The following is a 14827-nucleotide window of genomic DNA, read 5'->3' on the forward strand; positions in this document are numbered from 1 at the left end:
ATGAGATTAGATAAATTTTTGAAAGTATCACGGCTGATTAAACGACGTACACTAGCAAAGGAAGTAGCTGACCAAGGGCGAATCTCTATTAACGGAAACCAGGCTAAAGCAAGCTCTGATGTAAAACCGGGAGACGAACTAACGGTCCGCTTCGGCCAAAAGCTTGTGACGGTTCAAGTCAATGAGTTGAAAGACACCACGAAAAAAGAAGAGGCTGCAAACATGTATACGATCCTAAAGGAAGAAAAACTCGGCGAATAGGCTTGTTCTAAAAAAATCCCCCGCCTCATACAATGCAGTAATAATGCTAAAAGTATCGAGGATATGGGGGCTGAATAGATGAATTCATATTATGAGCAAAAAGGTTCTTCGTCTGTTCCGGAGCAGCATGATGTGACAATGAAAGGCCGGAAGCATTTAGATATTTCTGGGGTTAAGCAGGTGGAGAGCTTTGATAATGAAGAATTCCTGCTGGAAACGGTAATGGGAATGCTCTCAGTCAGAGGGCAAAACCTGCAGATGAAAAATTTGGATGTGGAAAAAGGGATTGTTTCTATTAAAGGCAGGGTATTTGATCTAGTGTACTTAGACGAACAACAAGGGGATAAAGCTAAAGGGTTTTTTAGCAAGTTGTTTAAATGACGCTGACGACACAATTCTATACAATGCTGGCGATGTCCGGTATGGGTCTCTGGCTTGGCGCATCGCTTGATACATACCGGCTCTTTGTCATTCGTGCCAAAACAGCCAGATGGCTATTATTTATTCATGATATTCTTTTCTGGATTTTGCAAGGGCTGCTATTCTTTTATGTCTTGCTTCATGTAAATGAGGGAGAATTCAGGCTGTACATCTTTTTAGCGGTTCTGCTCGGCGTTGCGACGTATCAGAGTCTTTGCAAACGAATCTATATAAAAATACTGAAATTCGTCATTTACCTTGTTGTTTCTGTTTATCAATTCTTCAAAAGGCTCATTCAGCACGTGTTCTTTCGTCCAATTGTGTGGACATGCGGAGCGATCCTCTGGCTGGCAGCGTTTTTGTTAAAGAAAGCATACAGCCTGATCGTTTTTCTCTTGTTGTGTCTATATAAAATAACCATGATTCTGTGTTTTCCGATCCGTTTTATCGCAAAACAATGTTTGAAACTTCTTCCTGTAAAACTGCGTCTAACTTTCAGACGTTATTTTGAAAAAGGTGCAGGATTTCTTAAAAAGAAGAAGAAACTATTGGTAACCATAAGAACGACCATTACACGTTTTTTGAAGAGATGAAAGGAGGACCGTCTGGTTTGAATTTTTCCAGAGAACGAACGATAGCTGAAATACAAAACGAATATAAAGAACAAGTAGAGCGGCAAAATCAGCTGAAGAAAAGAAGACGAAAAGGACTGTACAGACGGTTAACGGTCTTCGGCGCCCTAGTATTCCTGACGGCAATCGTGCTGGCAAGCTCCGTATGGTCCCAAACATCTTCCCTTAGCGCAAAAGAAGAAAAGAAAGAACAGCTTGAAAAGGAACTGAAGAGTTTAAAGACAAAGCAAACAGATTTAAAAGAAGAAATATCCAAATTGAACGATGAGGATTACGTCACAGAGCTTGCCAGAAGGGACTTATTCATGTCTGGAGACGGAGAAATTATCTTCAATGTGGAGAAGAAGAGCAAGTAGCCTTGTTGACACTTAAATTTTTATTTAGGTATAATTAAGCAAACGATCTTTTTATAAGCCTAAGGAGGAGCACTTTTTTTATGTCGATTGAAGTTGGCAGCAAGTTGCAAGGGAAAATAACAGGTATTACAAATTTTGGAGCATTTGTTGAATTGCCTGGAGGCTCAACCGGTCTCGTTCACATCAGTGAGGTAGCTGATAACTATGTCAAAGACATTAACGATCACTTAAAAGTCGGCGACCAAGTTGAAGTGAAAGTCATCAACGTTGAAAAAGACGGGAAAATTGGTTTATCTATTAAAAAAGCTAAAGACCGTCCGCAAGCCAGACCTAGAAATGATTTCCGTCCGAAAGAATCTTTTGAACAGAAAATGAATAAGTTTTTAAAAGACAGCGAAGACCGCTTGTCATCTTTAAAACGCAATACGGAATCAAAACGTGGAGGGCGCGGAGCAAGAAGAGGATAACCTTGCTGCTTTCTATAAATAAATGAAGCATCCGTTCATCCCGACGGATGCTTTTTTTTATTATCCTCACCCGCTATAAGAGTCTGAAAATTATAACATTAAAGTTTCTGTTGACGAAAGGAACAAACCTTTGTATTATATAACTTGTGCTTAGAAGCACCAGAAAATATGGCGGTGTAGCTCAGCTGGCTAGAGCGTACGGTTCATACCCGTGAGGTCGGGGGTTCGATCCCCTCCGCCGCTATCATATTTGTTTGGCCCGTTGGTCAAGCGGTTAAGACACCGCCCTTTCACGGCGGTAACACGGGTTCGAATCCCGTACGGGTCATCCTGAAAAACTCGGTTTCTCTTGCAGAAACCGAGTTTTTTCATTTTTAGACAACATTCCGGAAATTCTTTTGATAAACGAATATCAAGGCAGAAACCGTCGAAGACTTCTATGGTATTGTTACCTTCTTTTGACAAAATCCTATCTGTGTTTTCGCTATAATGACAGGCAACGAATATAACAGGTGGGAGATGAGAGGAATGGAAAAAGCAGAAAGAAGAGTGAACGGGCCAATGACGGGACAAGCTTTGGAAAAACTCCAATCGTTTTTGGACAGGGGCACGAAGCTGGTGACTCATCATTTGCATTCACTGTTTTTCTATAAAGGATTTATTTATGTTGTCATCGGATTTTTGCTTGGACGAGCGTTCATATTATCCGAGGTGCTTCCTTTCGCACTTCCTTTCTTTGGAGCGATGCTACTCATTAGAAGAGACAAGGCGCTTTATGCGGTGCTGGCTGTGCTTGCAGGTGCGCTGACCATTTCCCCGAAGCACTCTTTGCTCATACTAGGAGCATTGCTGGCCTTCTTCGTATTTTCTAAAGTGGCGGCTTTCATCACCGACGATCGCGTGAAAGCACTCCCGATTGTCGTGTTCTTCTCCATGGCTGCAGCAAGAGCTGGGTTTGTTTACGCTCAAAATGGCACGTTCACAACCTATGATTATGTGATGGCTGTTGTTGAGGCTGGATTATCCTTTATTTTAACGCTGATTTTTCTTCAGAGTCTTCCGGTTTTCACAGTGAAAAAAGTAAAACAATCATTAAAAATAGAAGAAATCATTTGCTTTATGATCCTTATCGCTTCCGTTTTGACGGGGCTTGCCGGCTTGTCCTACCAAGGGATGCAGGCAGAACACATATTGGCGCGTTATGTGGTCTTGAGTTTTTCCTTTATTGGCGGAGCAAGCATTGGCTGTACGGTTGGTGTTGTGACCGGTCTGATTCTCGGTCTGGCAAATATCGGAAACCTCTATCAAATGAGTCTGCTCGCTTTTTCAGGTCTATTAGGCGGTTTGCTGAAGGAAGGGAAAAAAGCGGGCGCAGCAATCGGGCTGATCGTCGGATCGCTTCTTATTTCTTTATATGGTGAAGGCTCTGCCGGCCTGATGACAACGCTCTATGAGTCATTAATTGCAGTCGGCCTGTTTTTACTTACACCTCAATCGATTACAAGGAAGGTGGCGAGATATATTCCGGGAACCGTCGAGCATCTTCAAGAGCAGCAGCAATATGCAAGGAAAATAAGAGATGTCACCGCTCAAAAGGTAGATCAGTTCTCCAATGTTTTTCACGCGCTGTCTGAAAGCTTCGCGACCTTTTACCAAGCATCAGACGAGCAGACAGATGACAGCGAAGTTGATCTGTTTTTAAGCAAAATCACGGAGCATTCCTGTCAGACATGCTACAAGAAAAACAAGTGCTGGGTACAGAACTTTGATAAAACATATGACTTAATGAAACAAGTTATGCTTGAAACAGAAGAAAAAGAATATGCATCAAACCGAAGGCTGAAAAAAGAATTTCATCAGCATTGCTCGAAATCAAGGCAGGTTGAAGAGCTGATTGAGGATGAACTCGCACATCATCATGCCCATCTAACGCTCAAGAAAAAGGTGCAGGACAGCAGGCGGCTTGTTGCTGAACAGCTTTTAGGTGTTTCTGAGGTCATGGCAGACTTTTCTCGGGAAATAAAAAGAGAGCGCGAACAGCACTTTCTTCAGGAAGAGCAGATTATAGAGGCGCTTCAGCATTTTGGAATCGAGATTCAGCATGTGGAGATCTATAGCCTTGAACAAGGAAATATCGATATCGAAATGACCATTCCGTTCAGCGGACATGGAGAAAGTGAAAAAATCATTGCCCCTATGCTTTCTGACATTCTGGAGGAGCAAATTCTTGTGAAAGCCGAACAGCATTCTCCGCATCCAAATGGATACAGCCATGTCGCCTTTGGATCAACGAAATCATACAAGGTATCTACAGGTGCTGCCCACGCCGCGAAGGGAGGCGGCCTTGTCTCCGGCGACAGCTACAGCATGATGGAGCTTGGGGCCAGAAAGTATGCTGCGGCAATCAGTGACGGAATGGGCAACGGCGCAAGAGCGCACTTCGAAAGCAATGAAACGATCAAGCTCCTTGAAAAAATACTTGAATCCGGCATTGATGAAAAAATAGCGATTAAAACCATCAACAGTATACTGTCCCTGAGGACAACTGATGAGATATATTCCACGCTTGACCTGTCTATTATCGATCTTCAAGATGCCAGCTGTAAGTTTTTGAAGGTCGGATCGACGCCAAGCTTTATCAAACGGGGCGATCAGGTCATGAAAGTTCAAGCGAGTAATCTGCCAATCGGCATTATTAATGAATTCGATGTGGAGGTTGTGAGTGAGCAGCTGAAAGCGGGTGACCTCTTAATTATGATGAGTGATGGCATTTTTGAGGGGCCTAAGCATGTAGAAAATCATGATTTATGGATGAAGCGCAAAATGAAGGGGCTGAAAACAAATGACCCGCAGGAGATTGCCGATTTGCTCATGGAAGAAGTCATCCGTACGAGATCCGGTCAAATTGAGGATGATATGACAGTTGTTGTCGTCCGGATTGATCATAATACGCCGAAGTGGGCATCCATCCCTGTCCCTGCCATCTTTCAAAACAAACAAGAAATTTCATAGCGCTTCCGTATAAATCAAATTTCTTCTGGCGAAGATGGAAATATATGAATCTGAGAATCCTCGTATTCTCCAGGAGGAATGAATGTGAATAACGGACATTTGAATCAAATTTTGCTGATAACGGATGGCTGCTCGAACCACGGGGAAGACCCTCTTGCAATGGCTGCTTTTGCTAAAGAGCAGGGGATTACGGTAAATGTCATAGGGATAATGGAAGAAAATCAAATTGACCCTGAGGCAATGAAGGAAGTCGAAGGGATTGCACTTGCCGGAGGCGGCGTGCATCAGGTCGTTTATGCTTCTCAGCTTTCACAAACCGTACAAATGGTAACAAAAAAAGCGATGACGCAAACCTTACAAGGTGTAGTCAATCAGGAGCTGAAACAAATTCTCGGAAAGAATGTGGAAATGGAAGAGCTTTCTCCGGAAAAACGCGGCGAAGTCATGGAAGTGGTAGACGAGCTTGGAGAAACGGTGCATCTTCAGGTTTTGGTTCTTGTGGATACAAGCGCAAGTATGGCGCCTAAGCTTCCTACAGTAAAGGAGGCGCTGATTGATTTGTCTGTCAGCCTCAATTCCCGAATCGGGAATAACGAATTTGCCATGTGTATATTTCCCGGGAAAAAACAAGAGGTCGAGCTTGTGCTGAACTGGACACCGAAGCTGCAATCTCTTTCCACACTCTTTGCAAAGCTTTCGACAGGCGGCATCACGCCGACAGGTCCGGCGATACGTGAAGCGGCAATGCAGTTTGAAAAAATCCGCTCAAGAAGGAGCATGCTGGCAGATGATGAACGACGCTTTGACGAGTTTGGCATGTAGCCTTAAACCGGGTGTGGCAATTAAAGGAAAGTGGAACGGAAACACTTATACATTGCGTAAACAGCTTGGAAAAGGGGCTAATGGAATTGTTTATTTGGCAGAAGCATCAGATGGACATGTTGCCTTAAAGGTGAGTGATGACAGCCTGTCTATTACTTCTGAAGTGAATGTCTTGAAATCTTTCTCAAAGGCCCAGTCCGTTACGATGGGGCCTTCTTTTTTTGATACGGATGATGCTTATATCCCCAGTGCCAATACGAAAGTTTCATTTTATGCAATGGAATACATAAAAGGTCCGCTGCTTTTAAAGTATGTCAATGATAAAGGAGCGGAATGGATACCGGTTTTGATGATTCAGCTGTTATCCAGCCTGTCGGCGCTTCACCAGCAAGGATGGATATTCGGAGATCTAAAACCTGATAATCTGATCGTCACTGGCCCGCCCGCAAGAATTCGCTGTATTGATGTAGGCGGCACGACAAAGGAAGGCCGGGCGATAAAAGAGTATACGGAGTTTTACGACAGAGGCTATTGGGGGTATGGAACAAGAAAAGCAGAGCCATCCTATGATCTGTTCGCGGTTGCCATGATTATGATCAACAGTGTGTATAAAAAAGAATTCAAGAAAACAAACCAGCCTAAGGAACAGCTTAATTCTCTGATCGAAGGGCACCCGCTGCTGCAAAAGTATAAAAAAGTGCTTTTTTCAGCTCTGAACGGAAATTATCAATCCGCAGACGAAATGAAAAAGGGGATGCTTGACGCGGGACAAAAGGCAGCACAGAGAAAACAAGCTGTAAAAACAGCACCGCGGCCGGCCGCGAGACAAAGGCAGCAAAAACCGCGCCAAGGAAAAGTAACAAAGACGCGATACACACCTAAACAGAAGCCGGCTAAGTCGGGAGGATTATTTGAAACAACACTTATCGTAATCAGTGTTTTAGCGCTTTATTTCGCCTACATTATCTTTTTCTTAATCTGAATGGCGCGAACTGCAAAGCCTATGCTTCTTCTTTGCTTGGAAGGATTGAAAGTGATAGGATATGAATATCTTTAAAAAACCTGCTCATTGTGAGGAGGATATTGTGAAAAGTGTCGAAGATTTTTTTAATAAACACAATCTTACGTTAAAAGGGGCGACAATTATTGTAGGCGTTTCCGGCGGTCCGGACTCAATGGCTCTTCTTCACGCGCTGCATACATTATACGGCTGTTCAGCGAACATTATTGCGGCTCACGTCGACCATCGGTTCAGAGGCCTGGAATCTGAGGAAGACATGCGTTTTGTCCAAGCTTATTGTAAGGCTGAACAGCTCTCTTGCGAAACGGTTCAAATCAATGTAACCGCTTATGCACAGGAAAAAGGCCTCAACAAGCAGGCTGCAGCACGTGATTGCCGTTATCAGTTTTTTGAGGAAATCATGACGAAGCATCAAGCGGACTATCTGGCGCTCGCGCATCATGGTGACGACCAAGTTGAAACGATGCTTATGCGGCTGGCTAAGGGCACGCTTGGAGCGGGACTTGCGGGTATGCAGCCGGTCAGACGTTTTGGGGCCGGGCGGATCATCAGGCCATTCTTAACCATTACAAAGGAAGAGATCCTTCATTATTGCCATAAAAACGGATTGAGCTACCGGACGGATGAAAGCAACGCCACAGACGACTACACAAGAAACAGATTCAGAAAAACAGTGCTCCCGTTTTTAAAACAGGAGTCGCCGGATGTGCATAAAAGGTTTCAGAAAGTCAGTGAGGCACTGACGGAAGATGAGCAATTCTTACAGTCATTAACGAAAGATGAAATGAATAAAGTAATCACAAGCAAGTCTAATACATCAGTTGAAATCAATTCCTCTCTATTGCTTGCCCTCCCGATGCCTTTACAAAGAAGAGGAGTTCAACTAATATTAAACTATCTTTATGAAAACGGTCCATCATCCTTTTCAGCTCATCATATACAGCAGTTTCTTGATTGGGCGGAAAAGGGCGGTCCTTCAGGAGTATTGGACTTCCCACAAGGGCTGAAGGTGGTCAAATCATATCAGACATGTTTGTTTACATTTGAACAATGGCAGTGCAAAAATGTTCCCTTTGAATACCAGATAAGCGGAGCTGCTGATGAAACGGCAGTGCTCCCCAATGGATTTTTGATAGAGGCAAAGCATTATGCGGATTCGCCTGAAGAACATGGGAATGCTGTTTTTATTACAAGTGAAAAAAAGGTGCGATTTCCCTTAACGATCCGGATGAGAAAAACTGGAGACCGGATCAAACTAAAAGGGATGAACGGCTCGAAAAAGGTAAAGGATATATTTATTGATAAGAAAGTGCCTCTCCGAGAAAGAGACAACTGGCCGATTGTGACGGATGCAAGCGGTGAAATTATCTGGATACCGGGCTTGAAAAAATCAATTTTTGAAGATCTTGTGATTCCAAACAGCGACCGCATTGTATTACAATATAGACAGCATGAAAAGTGTAGGGGGCAAGCAAAATCATGATGAAACATGATATCGAGAAAGTACTGATCTCAGAGGAAGAGATACAGGAGAAAGTAAAAGAGTTAGGCGCAGAATTAACGAGCGAGTATCAAGATACATTTCCGTTGGCAATCGGTGTGTTAAAAGGAGCACTTCCTTTTATGGCGGATCTTATCAAGCATATTGATACATATTTGGAAATGGATTTCATGGATGTATCAAGCTACGGAAATTCTACGGTTTCATCTGGAGAAGTAAAAATCATCAAAGATTTGGATACATCTGTAGAGGGCCGGGACATCTTAATTATTGAAGATATCATCGACAGTGGGTTAACCTTAAGTTATCTAGTAGAGCTCTTCCGATACCGTAAAGCAAAATCAATTAAGATTGTTACCCTTTTGGATAAACCGAGCGGAAGAAAAGCGGACATCAAAGCAGATTTTGTAGGCTTTGAAGTGCCTGACGCGTTTGTTGTGGGTTACGGACTTGATTATGCTGAGCGCTATCGCAATCTGCCTTATATCGGAGTGTTAAAACCGGCAGTTTATGAAAGCTGATCGGCAGCCTGCTTCCGAGATGGTTATTGTTTGTATTGGAATGATTTTCTATGGTACTATTGAACATAGTTGTGCTTACTGTGGGAGGAGGTAAGGAATGAATCGGGTCTTCCGTAATACCATTTTTTATTTACTTATTTTATTAGTAGTAATCGGGGTTGTGAGCTACTTCCAGACCTCAAATCCGAAAACAGAAAATATGTCGTACAGTACGTTCATCAATAACCTGGATGACGGGAAAGTTGATAGCGTATCGGTTCAGCCTGTCAGAGGTGTTTATGAGGTAAAAGGACAGCTGAAAAACTACGACAAAGATCGATACTTTTTGACTCATGTTCCTGAAGGAAAGGGAGCAGACCAGATATTTAATGCTTTGAAAAAGACAGATGTAAAGGTTGAGCCCGCTCAAGAAACAAGCGGATGGGTGACATTCCTGACGACCATCATTCCATTTGTCATTATCTTTATTCTGTTTTTCTTCCTGCTCAATCAGGCTCAAGGCGGCGGCAGCCGTGTCATGAACTTTGGTAAGAGCAAGGCGAAGCTGTATACAGAGGAAAAGAAACGCGTCAAATTTAAGGACGTTGCAGGGGCTGACGAAGAAAAGCAAGAGCTTGTTGAAGTTGTTGAGTTTCTGAAAGATCCCCGCAAGTTTGCTGAGCTTGGCGCAAGAATACCTAAAGGCGTGCTATTAGTCGGACCTCCGGGTACCGGTAAAACATTGCTGGCAAAAGCTTGTGCGGGTGAAGCCGGCGTGCCTTTCTTCAGCATCAGCGGATCTGATTTCGTTGAAATGTTTGTAGGTGTCGGTGCTTCCCGTGTGCGTGACCTGTTTGAAAATGCAAAAAAGAATGCGCCTTGTTTGATTTTTATCGATGAAATTGACGCAGTCGGACGCCAGCGTGGAGCAGGTCTCGGCGGCGGACACGATGAACGTGAACAGACGCTTAACCAATTGCTTGTTGAAATGGACGGATTCAGCGCTAATGAAGGAATTATCATCATTGCTGCGACGAACCGTGCGGACATCTTGGACCCTGCCTTACTTCGTCCGGGACGTTTTGACCGTCAAATCACAGTGGACCGCCCAGACGTCATTGGCCGTGAAGCTGTATTGAAAGTCCATGCGAGAAATAAACCGCTGGATGAAACGGTTAATCTGAAATCAATTGCCATGAGAACACCAGGATTCTCAGGCGCGGACTTAGAAAATCTATTGAACGAAGCTGCTCTCGTGGCCGCTCGTCAAAACAAGAAAAAAATCGATGCGCGTGATATTGACGAAGCAACGGACCGTGTTATTGCCGGACCTGCTAAGAAGAGCCGCGTCATCTCCAAGAAAGAACGCAATATCGTGGCTTATCACGAAGGCGGACACACCGTGATCGGACTCGTTTTAGATGAGGCTGATATGGTGCATAAAGTAACGATTGTTCCTCGCGGCCAGGCTGGCGGTTATGCTGTTATGCTGCCGAGAGAAGACCGTTACTTCCAGACAAAGCCAGAGCTGCTTGATAAAATTGTCGGCCTCTTGGGCGGACGTGTCGCTGAAGAAATTATCTTCGGTGAAGTCAGCACTGGAGCGCACAATGACTTCCAGCGTGCGACGAATATTGCAAGACGAATGGTTACAGAATTCGGTATGTCGGAAAAACTGGGACCGTTGCAATTTGGACAGTCTCAAGGCGGTCAGGTATTCTTAGGCCGTGATTTCAACAACGAACAGAACTACAGTGATCAAATCGCTTACGAAATCGATCAGGAGATTCAGCGTATCATTAAAGAATGTTATGAACGCGCGAAACAAATCCTGACTGAAAATCGTGACAAGCTTGAATTGATCGCCCAAACGCTTCTGAAAGTTGAAACGCTTGACGCTGAACAAATCAAACACCTTATTGATCACGGGACATTGCCTGAGCGCAATTTCTCTGACGATGAGAAGAACGATGATGTGAAAGTAAACATTCTGACAAAAACAGAAGATAAGAAAGACGATACAAAAGAGTAACGTCTTCTCTGAAAACTGCCGGCTGATGCCGGCAGTTTTTTTATGTCAATCATGCCTCGGCAGCCTCTTTTGCAATCATCCAATTCTGGTATCGATTTGTTTACAAATGAGCCGCTGATCGTGTATGGTATTGTAGAATGTTTGTAAAAAGTAAAGTAGAGAAACTATTCAAAAGTGGTGATAGAGGTTGTTACTGGTTATCGATGTGGGGAACACCAATACTGTACTTGGTGTATATCATGATGGAAAATTAGAATATCACTGGCGTATAGAAACAAGCAGGCATAAAACAGAAGATGAGTTTGGAATGATTTTGCGCTCCTTATTTGACCACTCCGGAATCATGTTTGAACAGATAGATGGAATCATTATTTCATCAGTAGTGCCGCCAATCATGTTTGCTTTAGAAAGAATGTGCACAAAATACTTTCATATCGAACCGCAAATTGTCGGTCCGGGTATGAAAACCGGTTTAAATATAAAATATGACAATCCGAAAGAAGTAGGAGCAGACAGAATCGTAAATGCTGTCGCTGCGATACACTTATACGGCAATCCGTTAATTGTTGTCGATTTCGGAACTGCTACAACGTACTGCTATATTGATGAAAACAAACAATACATGGGCGGGGCGATTGCTCCTGGGATTACGATTTCGACAGAGGCGCTTTACTCGCGTGCGGCAAAGCTTCCGCGTATCGAAATCACCCGGCCTGACAATATTATCGGAAAGAACACTGTGAGCGCGATGCAATCTGGAATTTTATTTGGCTATGTCGGTCAAGTAGAAGGAATCGTCAAGCGAATGAAGTGGCAGGCAAAACAGGAACCAAAGGTCATTGCGACAGGAGGTCTTGCTCCGCTCATTGCAAACGAATCAGATTGCATAGATATCGTAGATCCATTCTTAACCCTAAAAGGGCTGGAATTGATTTATGAACGAAACCGCGTAGGTAGTGTATAGGAGGTCTTGTAATGGATTATTTAGTAAAAGCACTTGCGTATGACGGAAAAGTTCGCGCTTATGCAGCGAGAACAACTGATATGGTAAATGAGGGACAGAGACGCCATGGTACGTGGCCGACAGCATCCGCTGCACTGGGCCGTACAATGACAGCTTCACTTATGCTTGGGGCTATGCTGAAGGGCGATGATAAGCTGACCGTGAAAGTCGAGGGCGGAGGCCCAATCGGAGCAATTGTGGCTGATGCCAATGCCAAAGGGGAAGTCAGAGCATACGTCTCTAACCCGCAAGTTCATTTTGATTTAAATGAACAAGGCAAGCTTGATGTCAGACGTGCGGTGGGAACAAGCGGAACGTTAAGTGTCGTAAAAGATTTAGGGTTGCGCGAGTTCTTCACAGGACAAGTTGAAATCGTTTCGGGTGAATTGGGAGATGATTTCACTTACTATCTTGTGTCATCTGAGCAGGTTCCTTCATCTGTAGGCGTCGGTGTGCTCGTAAACCCTGACAACTCCATTCTTGCGGCCGGCGGCTTTATTATTCAGCTTATGCCGGGAACAGATGATGAAACGATTACAAAAATTGAGCAGCGTCTATCCCAAGTTGAGCCGATTTCCAAGCTCATCCAAAAAGGACTGAAACCAGAAGAAATTTTAGAAGAAGTCCTAGGCGAGAAGCCTGAGATTTTGGAAACGATGCCTGTTAAATTCCATTGCCCTTGTTCAAAAGAACGTTTCGAAACAGCCATTTTAGGACTAGGCAAAAAAGAAATTCAAGATATGATAGAAGAAGATGGACAAGCCGAAGCAGTATGCCATTTTTGTAATGAAAAGTACTTATTTACAAAAGAAGAGCTGGAAGGGCTTCGTGACCAAACTACCCGCTAAGCTCTTTAGCGGGTTTTTAATTTAAGAAAAGGGGCTGAAAGCAGGTTTGAAATCAAGAACAATCTGGACCATTATTTTAGGGGCGCTGCTGGTTTGCTGTATATCTGTTGCATATACACTGACAAAATCCCAAGCCGGCGCATCATCGTCCGGTGAGTCTATTGCGACTATCGGAGGTAAGAGCGTAACAAGAGAAGAATGGCTAAAAGAAATGGAAGACCAATATGGTAAGTCAACGCTTGAAGATATGATCAACGTCCGAGTCGTTGAACAGCTGGCCAAAAAGAACAACCTAAAAGTATCTAAAAGCGAAATTGATCGTGAGTTTTTGCTGATTAAAGCGGTCAACAATTCCTTTTACGAAAACGAACATACGACTGAGAAAGAGTGGAAAGACCAAATTCGTTATAATATCCTCCTTGAAGAATTGTTAACAAGGGATATTGATATCTCAAACAAAGAATTGAAATCATTCTATAATAAAAATAAAGAGCTGTATCAGTTTGATGATTCGTATCGAATTCGGCATATTGTGGTAAAAGATGAAGAAGAAGCGAGAGAAGTCCTAAAAGAACTGAATGGCGGATCGAGCTTTGAAGCTGTCGCGGCGGAAAGGTCTACAGACAGGTATACATCGCCATACGGCGGAGATTTAGGCTTTGTTACAGAAGCATCAGACAACATTCCTTCAGCATACATTGAAGAAGCAAAAACACTCAAAGAGGATGAATGGTCTGGCAAACCGATAAAGGTCAGTAACGGATACGCCGTCATTCAGCTGAAAGAAAAACTAAAAGCAAGGACATTTTCATACGATGAGGTGAAAGATCAGATCAGACGTCAAATCGCAATGGATCAGCTAGGTGATAAAGCCTCAGTCAAAACACTTTGGAAAGAAGCTGATGTATCATGGTTTTATGGGGAAAAAAGTACTAAGTGATTGACAAAAAATTTTGAAATTGATAGATTATATACATAATACCAATACAAATAGTCGGAAATTGAGGTGTCGAGAATGGTACGTGTAGCAAACTCCATTACTGAATTAATTGGGAATACGCCAATCGTTAAATTAAATCGCCTTACAGATGAAAACAGTGCGGATGTATATTTGAAGCTTGAATATATGAACCCTGGAAGCAGTGTAAAAGACCGTATCGGTTTAGCTATGATTGAAGCCGCTGAAAAAGAAGGAAAATTAAAAGCCGGCGATACAATCATTGAACCGACAAGCGGAAATACTGGAATCGGGCTTGCGATGGTTGCTGCGGCTAAAGGTTTCAAAGCTATTTTGGTGATGCCTGATACAATGAGCATGGAGCGCCGCAACCTTCTTCGCGCATACGGTGCTGAGCTTGTGCTGACGCCTGGCGCGGAAGGCATGAAAGGCGCCATTCAGAAAGCTGAAGAGCTTGCTGAGAAGCACGGATACTTTGTGCCGCAGCAGTTTAATAACCCTTCTAACCCAGAAATTCACCGCCAAACAACAGGTAAAGAAATTGTTGAGCAATTCGGTGATGATCAGATTGACGCATTTGTGGCCGGAATCGGCACAGGCGGAACGATTACGGGAGCGGGCGAAGTTCTGAAGGAAGCATACCCTTCCATCAAAATTTACGCTGTTGAACCTTCGGATTCTCCAGTGCTTGCCGGAGGAAAACCAGGTCCCCACAAAATTCAGGGAATCGGAGCCGGATTTGTGCCAGACATCTTAAACACCGAAGTATACGATGAAATCTTCCCTGTGAAGAATGAAGAAGCGTTTGAATATGCGCGCAGAGCTGCACGTGAAGAAGGAATTCTCGGAGGCATCTCATCAGGCGCGGCAATTTACGCTGCTCTTCAAGTAGCGAAAAAACTCGGAAAAGGCAAAAAAGTTTTGGCCGTCATTCCAAGTAACGGCGAACGTTATCTGAGCACGCCGCTGTATCAATTCGATTAAAATGCCAAAC

The 14827-nt window shown here is 43.6% G+C and carries 15 protein-coding genes and 2 tRNA genes; all 17 read left to right on the forward strand.

Features of this window, described 5'->3' with window-relative positions:
- Entirely contained in the window at positions 1-261 is a 261-nt protein-coding gene (locus G4P54_RS00355) for an RNA-binding S4 domain-containing protein (protein WP_003226716.1), read from the forward strand.
- Between the two features lie 78 nt (positions 262-339).
- On the forward strand, positions 340-642 hold the full coding sequence (yabP, locus tag G4P54_RS00360) for a sporulation protein YabP (RefSeq protein ID WP_003242114.1): 303 nt from the start codon (positions 340-342) through the stop codon (positions 640-642).
- Complete coding sequence (yabQ, locus tag G4P54_RS00365; RefSeq protein WP_024713074.1) at positions 639-1274, forward strand: spore cortex biosynthesis protein YabQ; 636 nt, start codon at positions 639-641, stop codon at positions 1272-1274. Before yabP ends, yabQ begins: the two co-directional genes overlap by 4 nt.
- A gap of 17 nt (positions 1275-1291) precedes the next feature.
- Positions 1292-1669, forward strand: coding sequence for a cell division protein DivIC (divIC, locus tag G4P54_RS00370; RefSeq protein WP_167871476.1), 378 nt, complete (start codon positions 1292-1294; stop codon positions 1667-1669).
- Positions 1670-1749: 80 nt separating this feature from the next.
- Positions 1750-2136: a S1 domain-containing RNA-binding protein gene (locus G4P54_RS00375; protein ID WP_003218379.1), complete on the forward strand. Its 387-nt coding sequence runs from the start codon at positions 1750-1752 to the stop codon at positions 2134-2136.
- 170 nt (positions 2137-2306) lie between these two features.
- Positions 2307-2380, forward strand: a tRNA-Met gene (locus G4P54_RS00380).
- Positions 2381-2392: 12 nt separating this feature from the next.
- Positions 2393-2464, forward strand: a tRNA-Glu gene (locus G4P54_RS00385).
- Between the two features lie 200 nt (positions 2465-2664).
- Positions 2665-5148 (forward strand): stage II sporulation protein E, encoded by a 2484-nt coding sequence (gene spoIIE, locus G4P54_RS00390; protein WP_167871477.1) that lies wholly within the window; start codon positions 2665-2667, stop codon positions 5146-5148.
- An 84-nt stretch (positions 5149-5232) separates the two neighbouring features.
- The gene (locus G4P54_RS00395; protein WP_024713077.1) at positions 5233-5970 is read left to right on the forward strand and encodes a vWA domain-containing protein; all 738 of its coding nucleotides are present in this window, start codon (positions 5233-5235) and stop codon (positions 5968-5970) included.
- Positions 5936-6952 (forward strand): serine/threonine protein kinase PrkT, encoded by a 1017-nt coding sequence (prkT, locus tag G4P54_RS00400; protein WP_167871478.1) that lies wholly within the window; start codon positions 5936-5938, stop codon positions 6950-6952. Before G4P54_RS00395 ends, prkT begins: the two co-directional genes overlap by 35 nt.
- A 103-nt stretch (positions 6953-7055) precedes the next feature.
- Positions 7056-8474 (forward strand): tRNA lysidine(34) synthetase TilS, encoded by a 1419-nt coding sequence (tilS, locus tag G4P54_RS00405; RefSeq protein ID WP_167871479.1) that lies wholly within the window; start codon positions 7056-7058, stop codon positions 8472-8474.
- Entirely contained in the window at positions 8471-9013 is a 543-nt protein-coding gene (hpt, locus tag G4P54_RS00410) for a hypoxanthine phosphoribosyltransferase (RefSeq protein WP_019713025.1), read from the forward strand. Before tilS ends, hpt begins: the two co-directional genes overlap by 4 nt.
- Before the next feature lie 97 nt (positions 9014-9110).
- A complete protein-coding gene (gene ftsH / locus G4P54_RS00415) occupies positions 9111-11024 on the forward strand; it encodes an ATP-dependent zinc metalloprotease FtsH (RefSeq protein WP_024713080.1) in 1914 nt (637 codons plus the stop codon).
- Positions 11025-11211: 187 nt separating this feature from the next.
- Positions 11212-11988 carry a type III pantothenate kinase gene (locus tag G4P54_RS00420; protein ID WP_024713081.1) on the forward strand — a complete coding sequence of 259 codons (777 nt, stop codon included), beginning with the start codon at positions 11212-11214 and terminating at the stop codon, positions 11986-11988.
- Positions 11989-11999: 11 nt separating this feature from the next.
- Complete coding sequence (hslO, locus tag G4P54_RS00425) at positions 12000-12875, forward strand: redox-regulated molecular chaperone HslO (RefSeq protein WP_024713082.1); 876 nt, start codon at positions 12000-12002, stop codon at positions 12873-12875.
- A 46-nt stretch (positions 12876-12921) separates the two neighbouring features.
- Complete coding sequence (locus G4P54_RS00430; protein ID WP_167871480.1) at positions 12922-13815, forward strand: peptidyl-prolyl cis-trans isomerase; 894 nt, start codon at positions 12922-12924, stop codon at positions 13813-13815.
- Between the two features lie 75 nt (positions 13816-13890).
- A complete protein-coding gene (gene cysK, locus G4P54_RS00435; RefSeq protein ID WP_167871481.1) occupies positions 13891-14817 on the forward strand; it encodes a cysteine synthase A in 927 nt (308 codons plus the stop codon).
- The last annotated feature ends 10 nt before the right edge of the window (positions 14818-14827 follow it).

The organism is Bacillus tequilensis (genome assembly GCF_012225885.1).
Classification (GTDB): Bacteria; Bacillota; Bacilli; order Bacillales; family Bacillaceae; genus Bacillus; species Bacillus tequilensis.

Excerpts from the sequence above, each read along its gene's own strand:
- G4P54_RS00355 (WP_003226716.1), top strand. The coding sequence starts at position 1 with ATGAGATTAGATAAATTTTTGAAAGTATCACGGCTGATTAAACGACGT.
- yabP (WP_003242114.1), top strand. The coding sequence starts at position 340 with ATGAATTCATATTATGAGCAAAAAGGTTCTTCGTCTGTTCCGGAGCAG.
- yabQ (WP_024713074.1), top strand. The coding sequence starts at position 639 with ATGACGCTGACGACACAATTCTATACAATGCTGGCGATGTCCGGTATG.
- G4P54_RS00375 (WP_003218379.1), top strand. The coding sequence starts at position 1,750 with ATGTCGATTGAAGTTGGCAGCAAGTTGCAAGGGAAAATAACAGGTATT.
- spoIIE (WP_167871477.1), top strand. The coding sequence starts at position 2,665 with ATGGAAAAAGCAGAAAGAAGAGTGAACGGGCCAATGACGGGACAAGCT.
- prkT (WP_167871478.1), top strand. The coding sequence starts at position 5,936 with ATGATGAACGACGCTTTGACGAGTTTGGCATGTAGCCTTAAACCGGGT.
- hpt (WP_019713025.1), top strand. The coding sequence starts at position 8,471 with ATGATGAAACATGATATCGAGAAAGTACTGATCTCAGAGGAAGAGATA.
- ftsH (WP_024713080.1), top strand. The coding sequence starts at position 9,111 with ATGAATCGGGTCTTCCGTAATACCATTTTTTATTTACTTATTTTATTA.
- hslO (WP_024713082.1), top strand. The coding sequence starts at position 12,000 with ATGGATTATTTAGTAAAAGCACTTGCGTATGACGGAAAAGTTCGCGCT.
- cysK (WP_167871481.1), top strand. The coding sequence starts at position 13,891 with ATGGTACGTGTAGCAAACTCCATTACTGAATTAATTGGGAATACGCCA.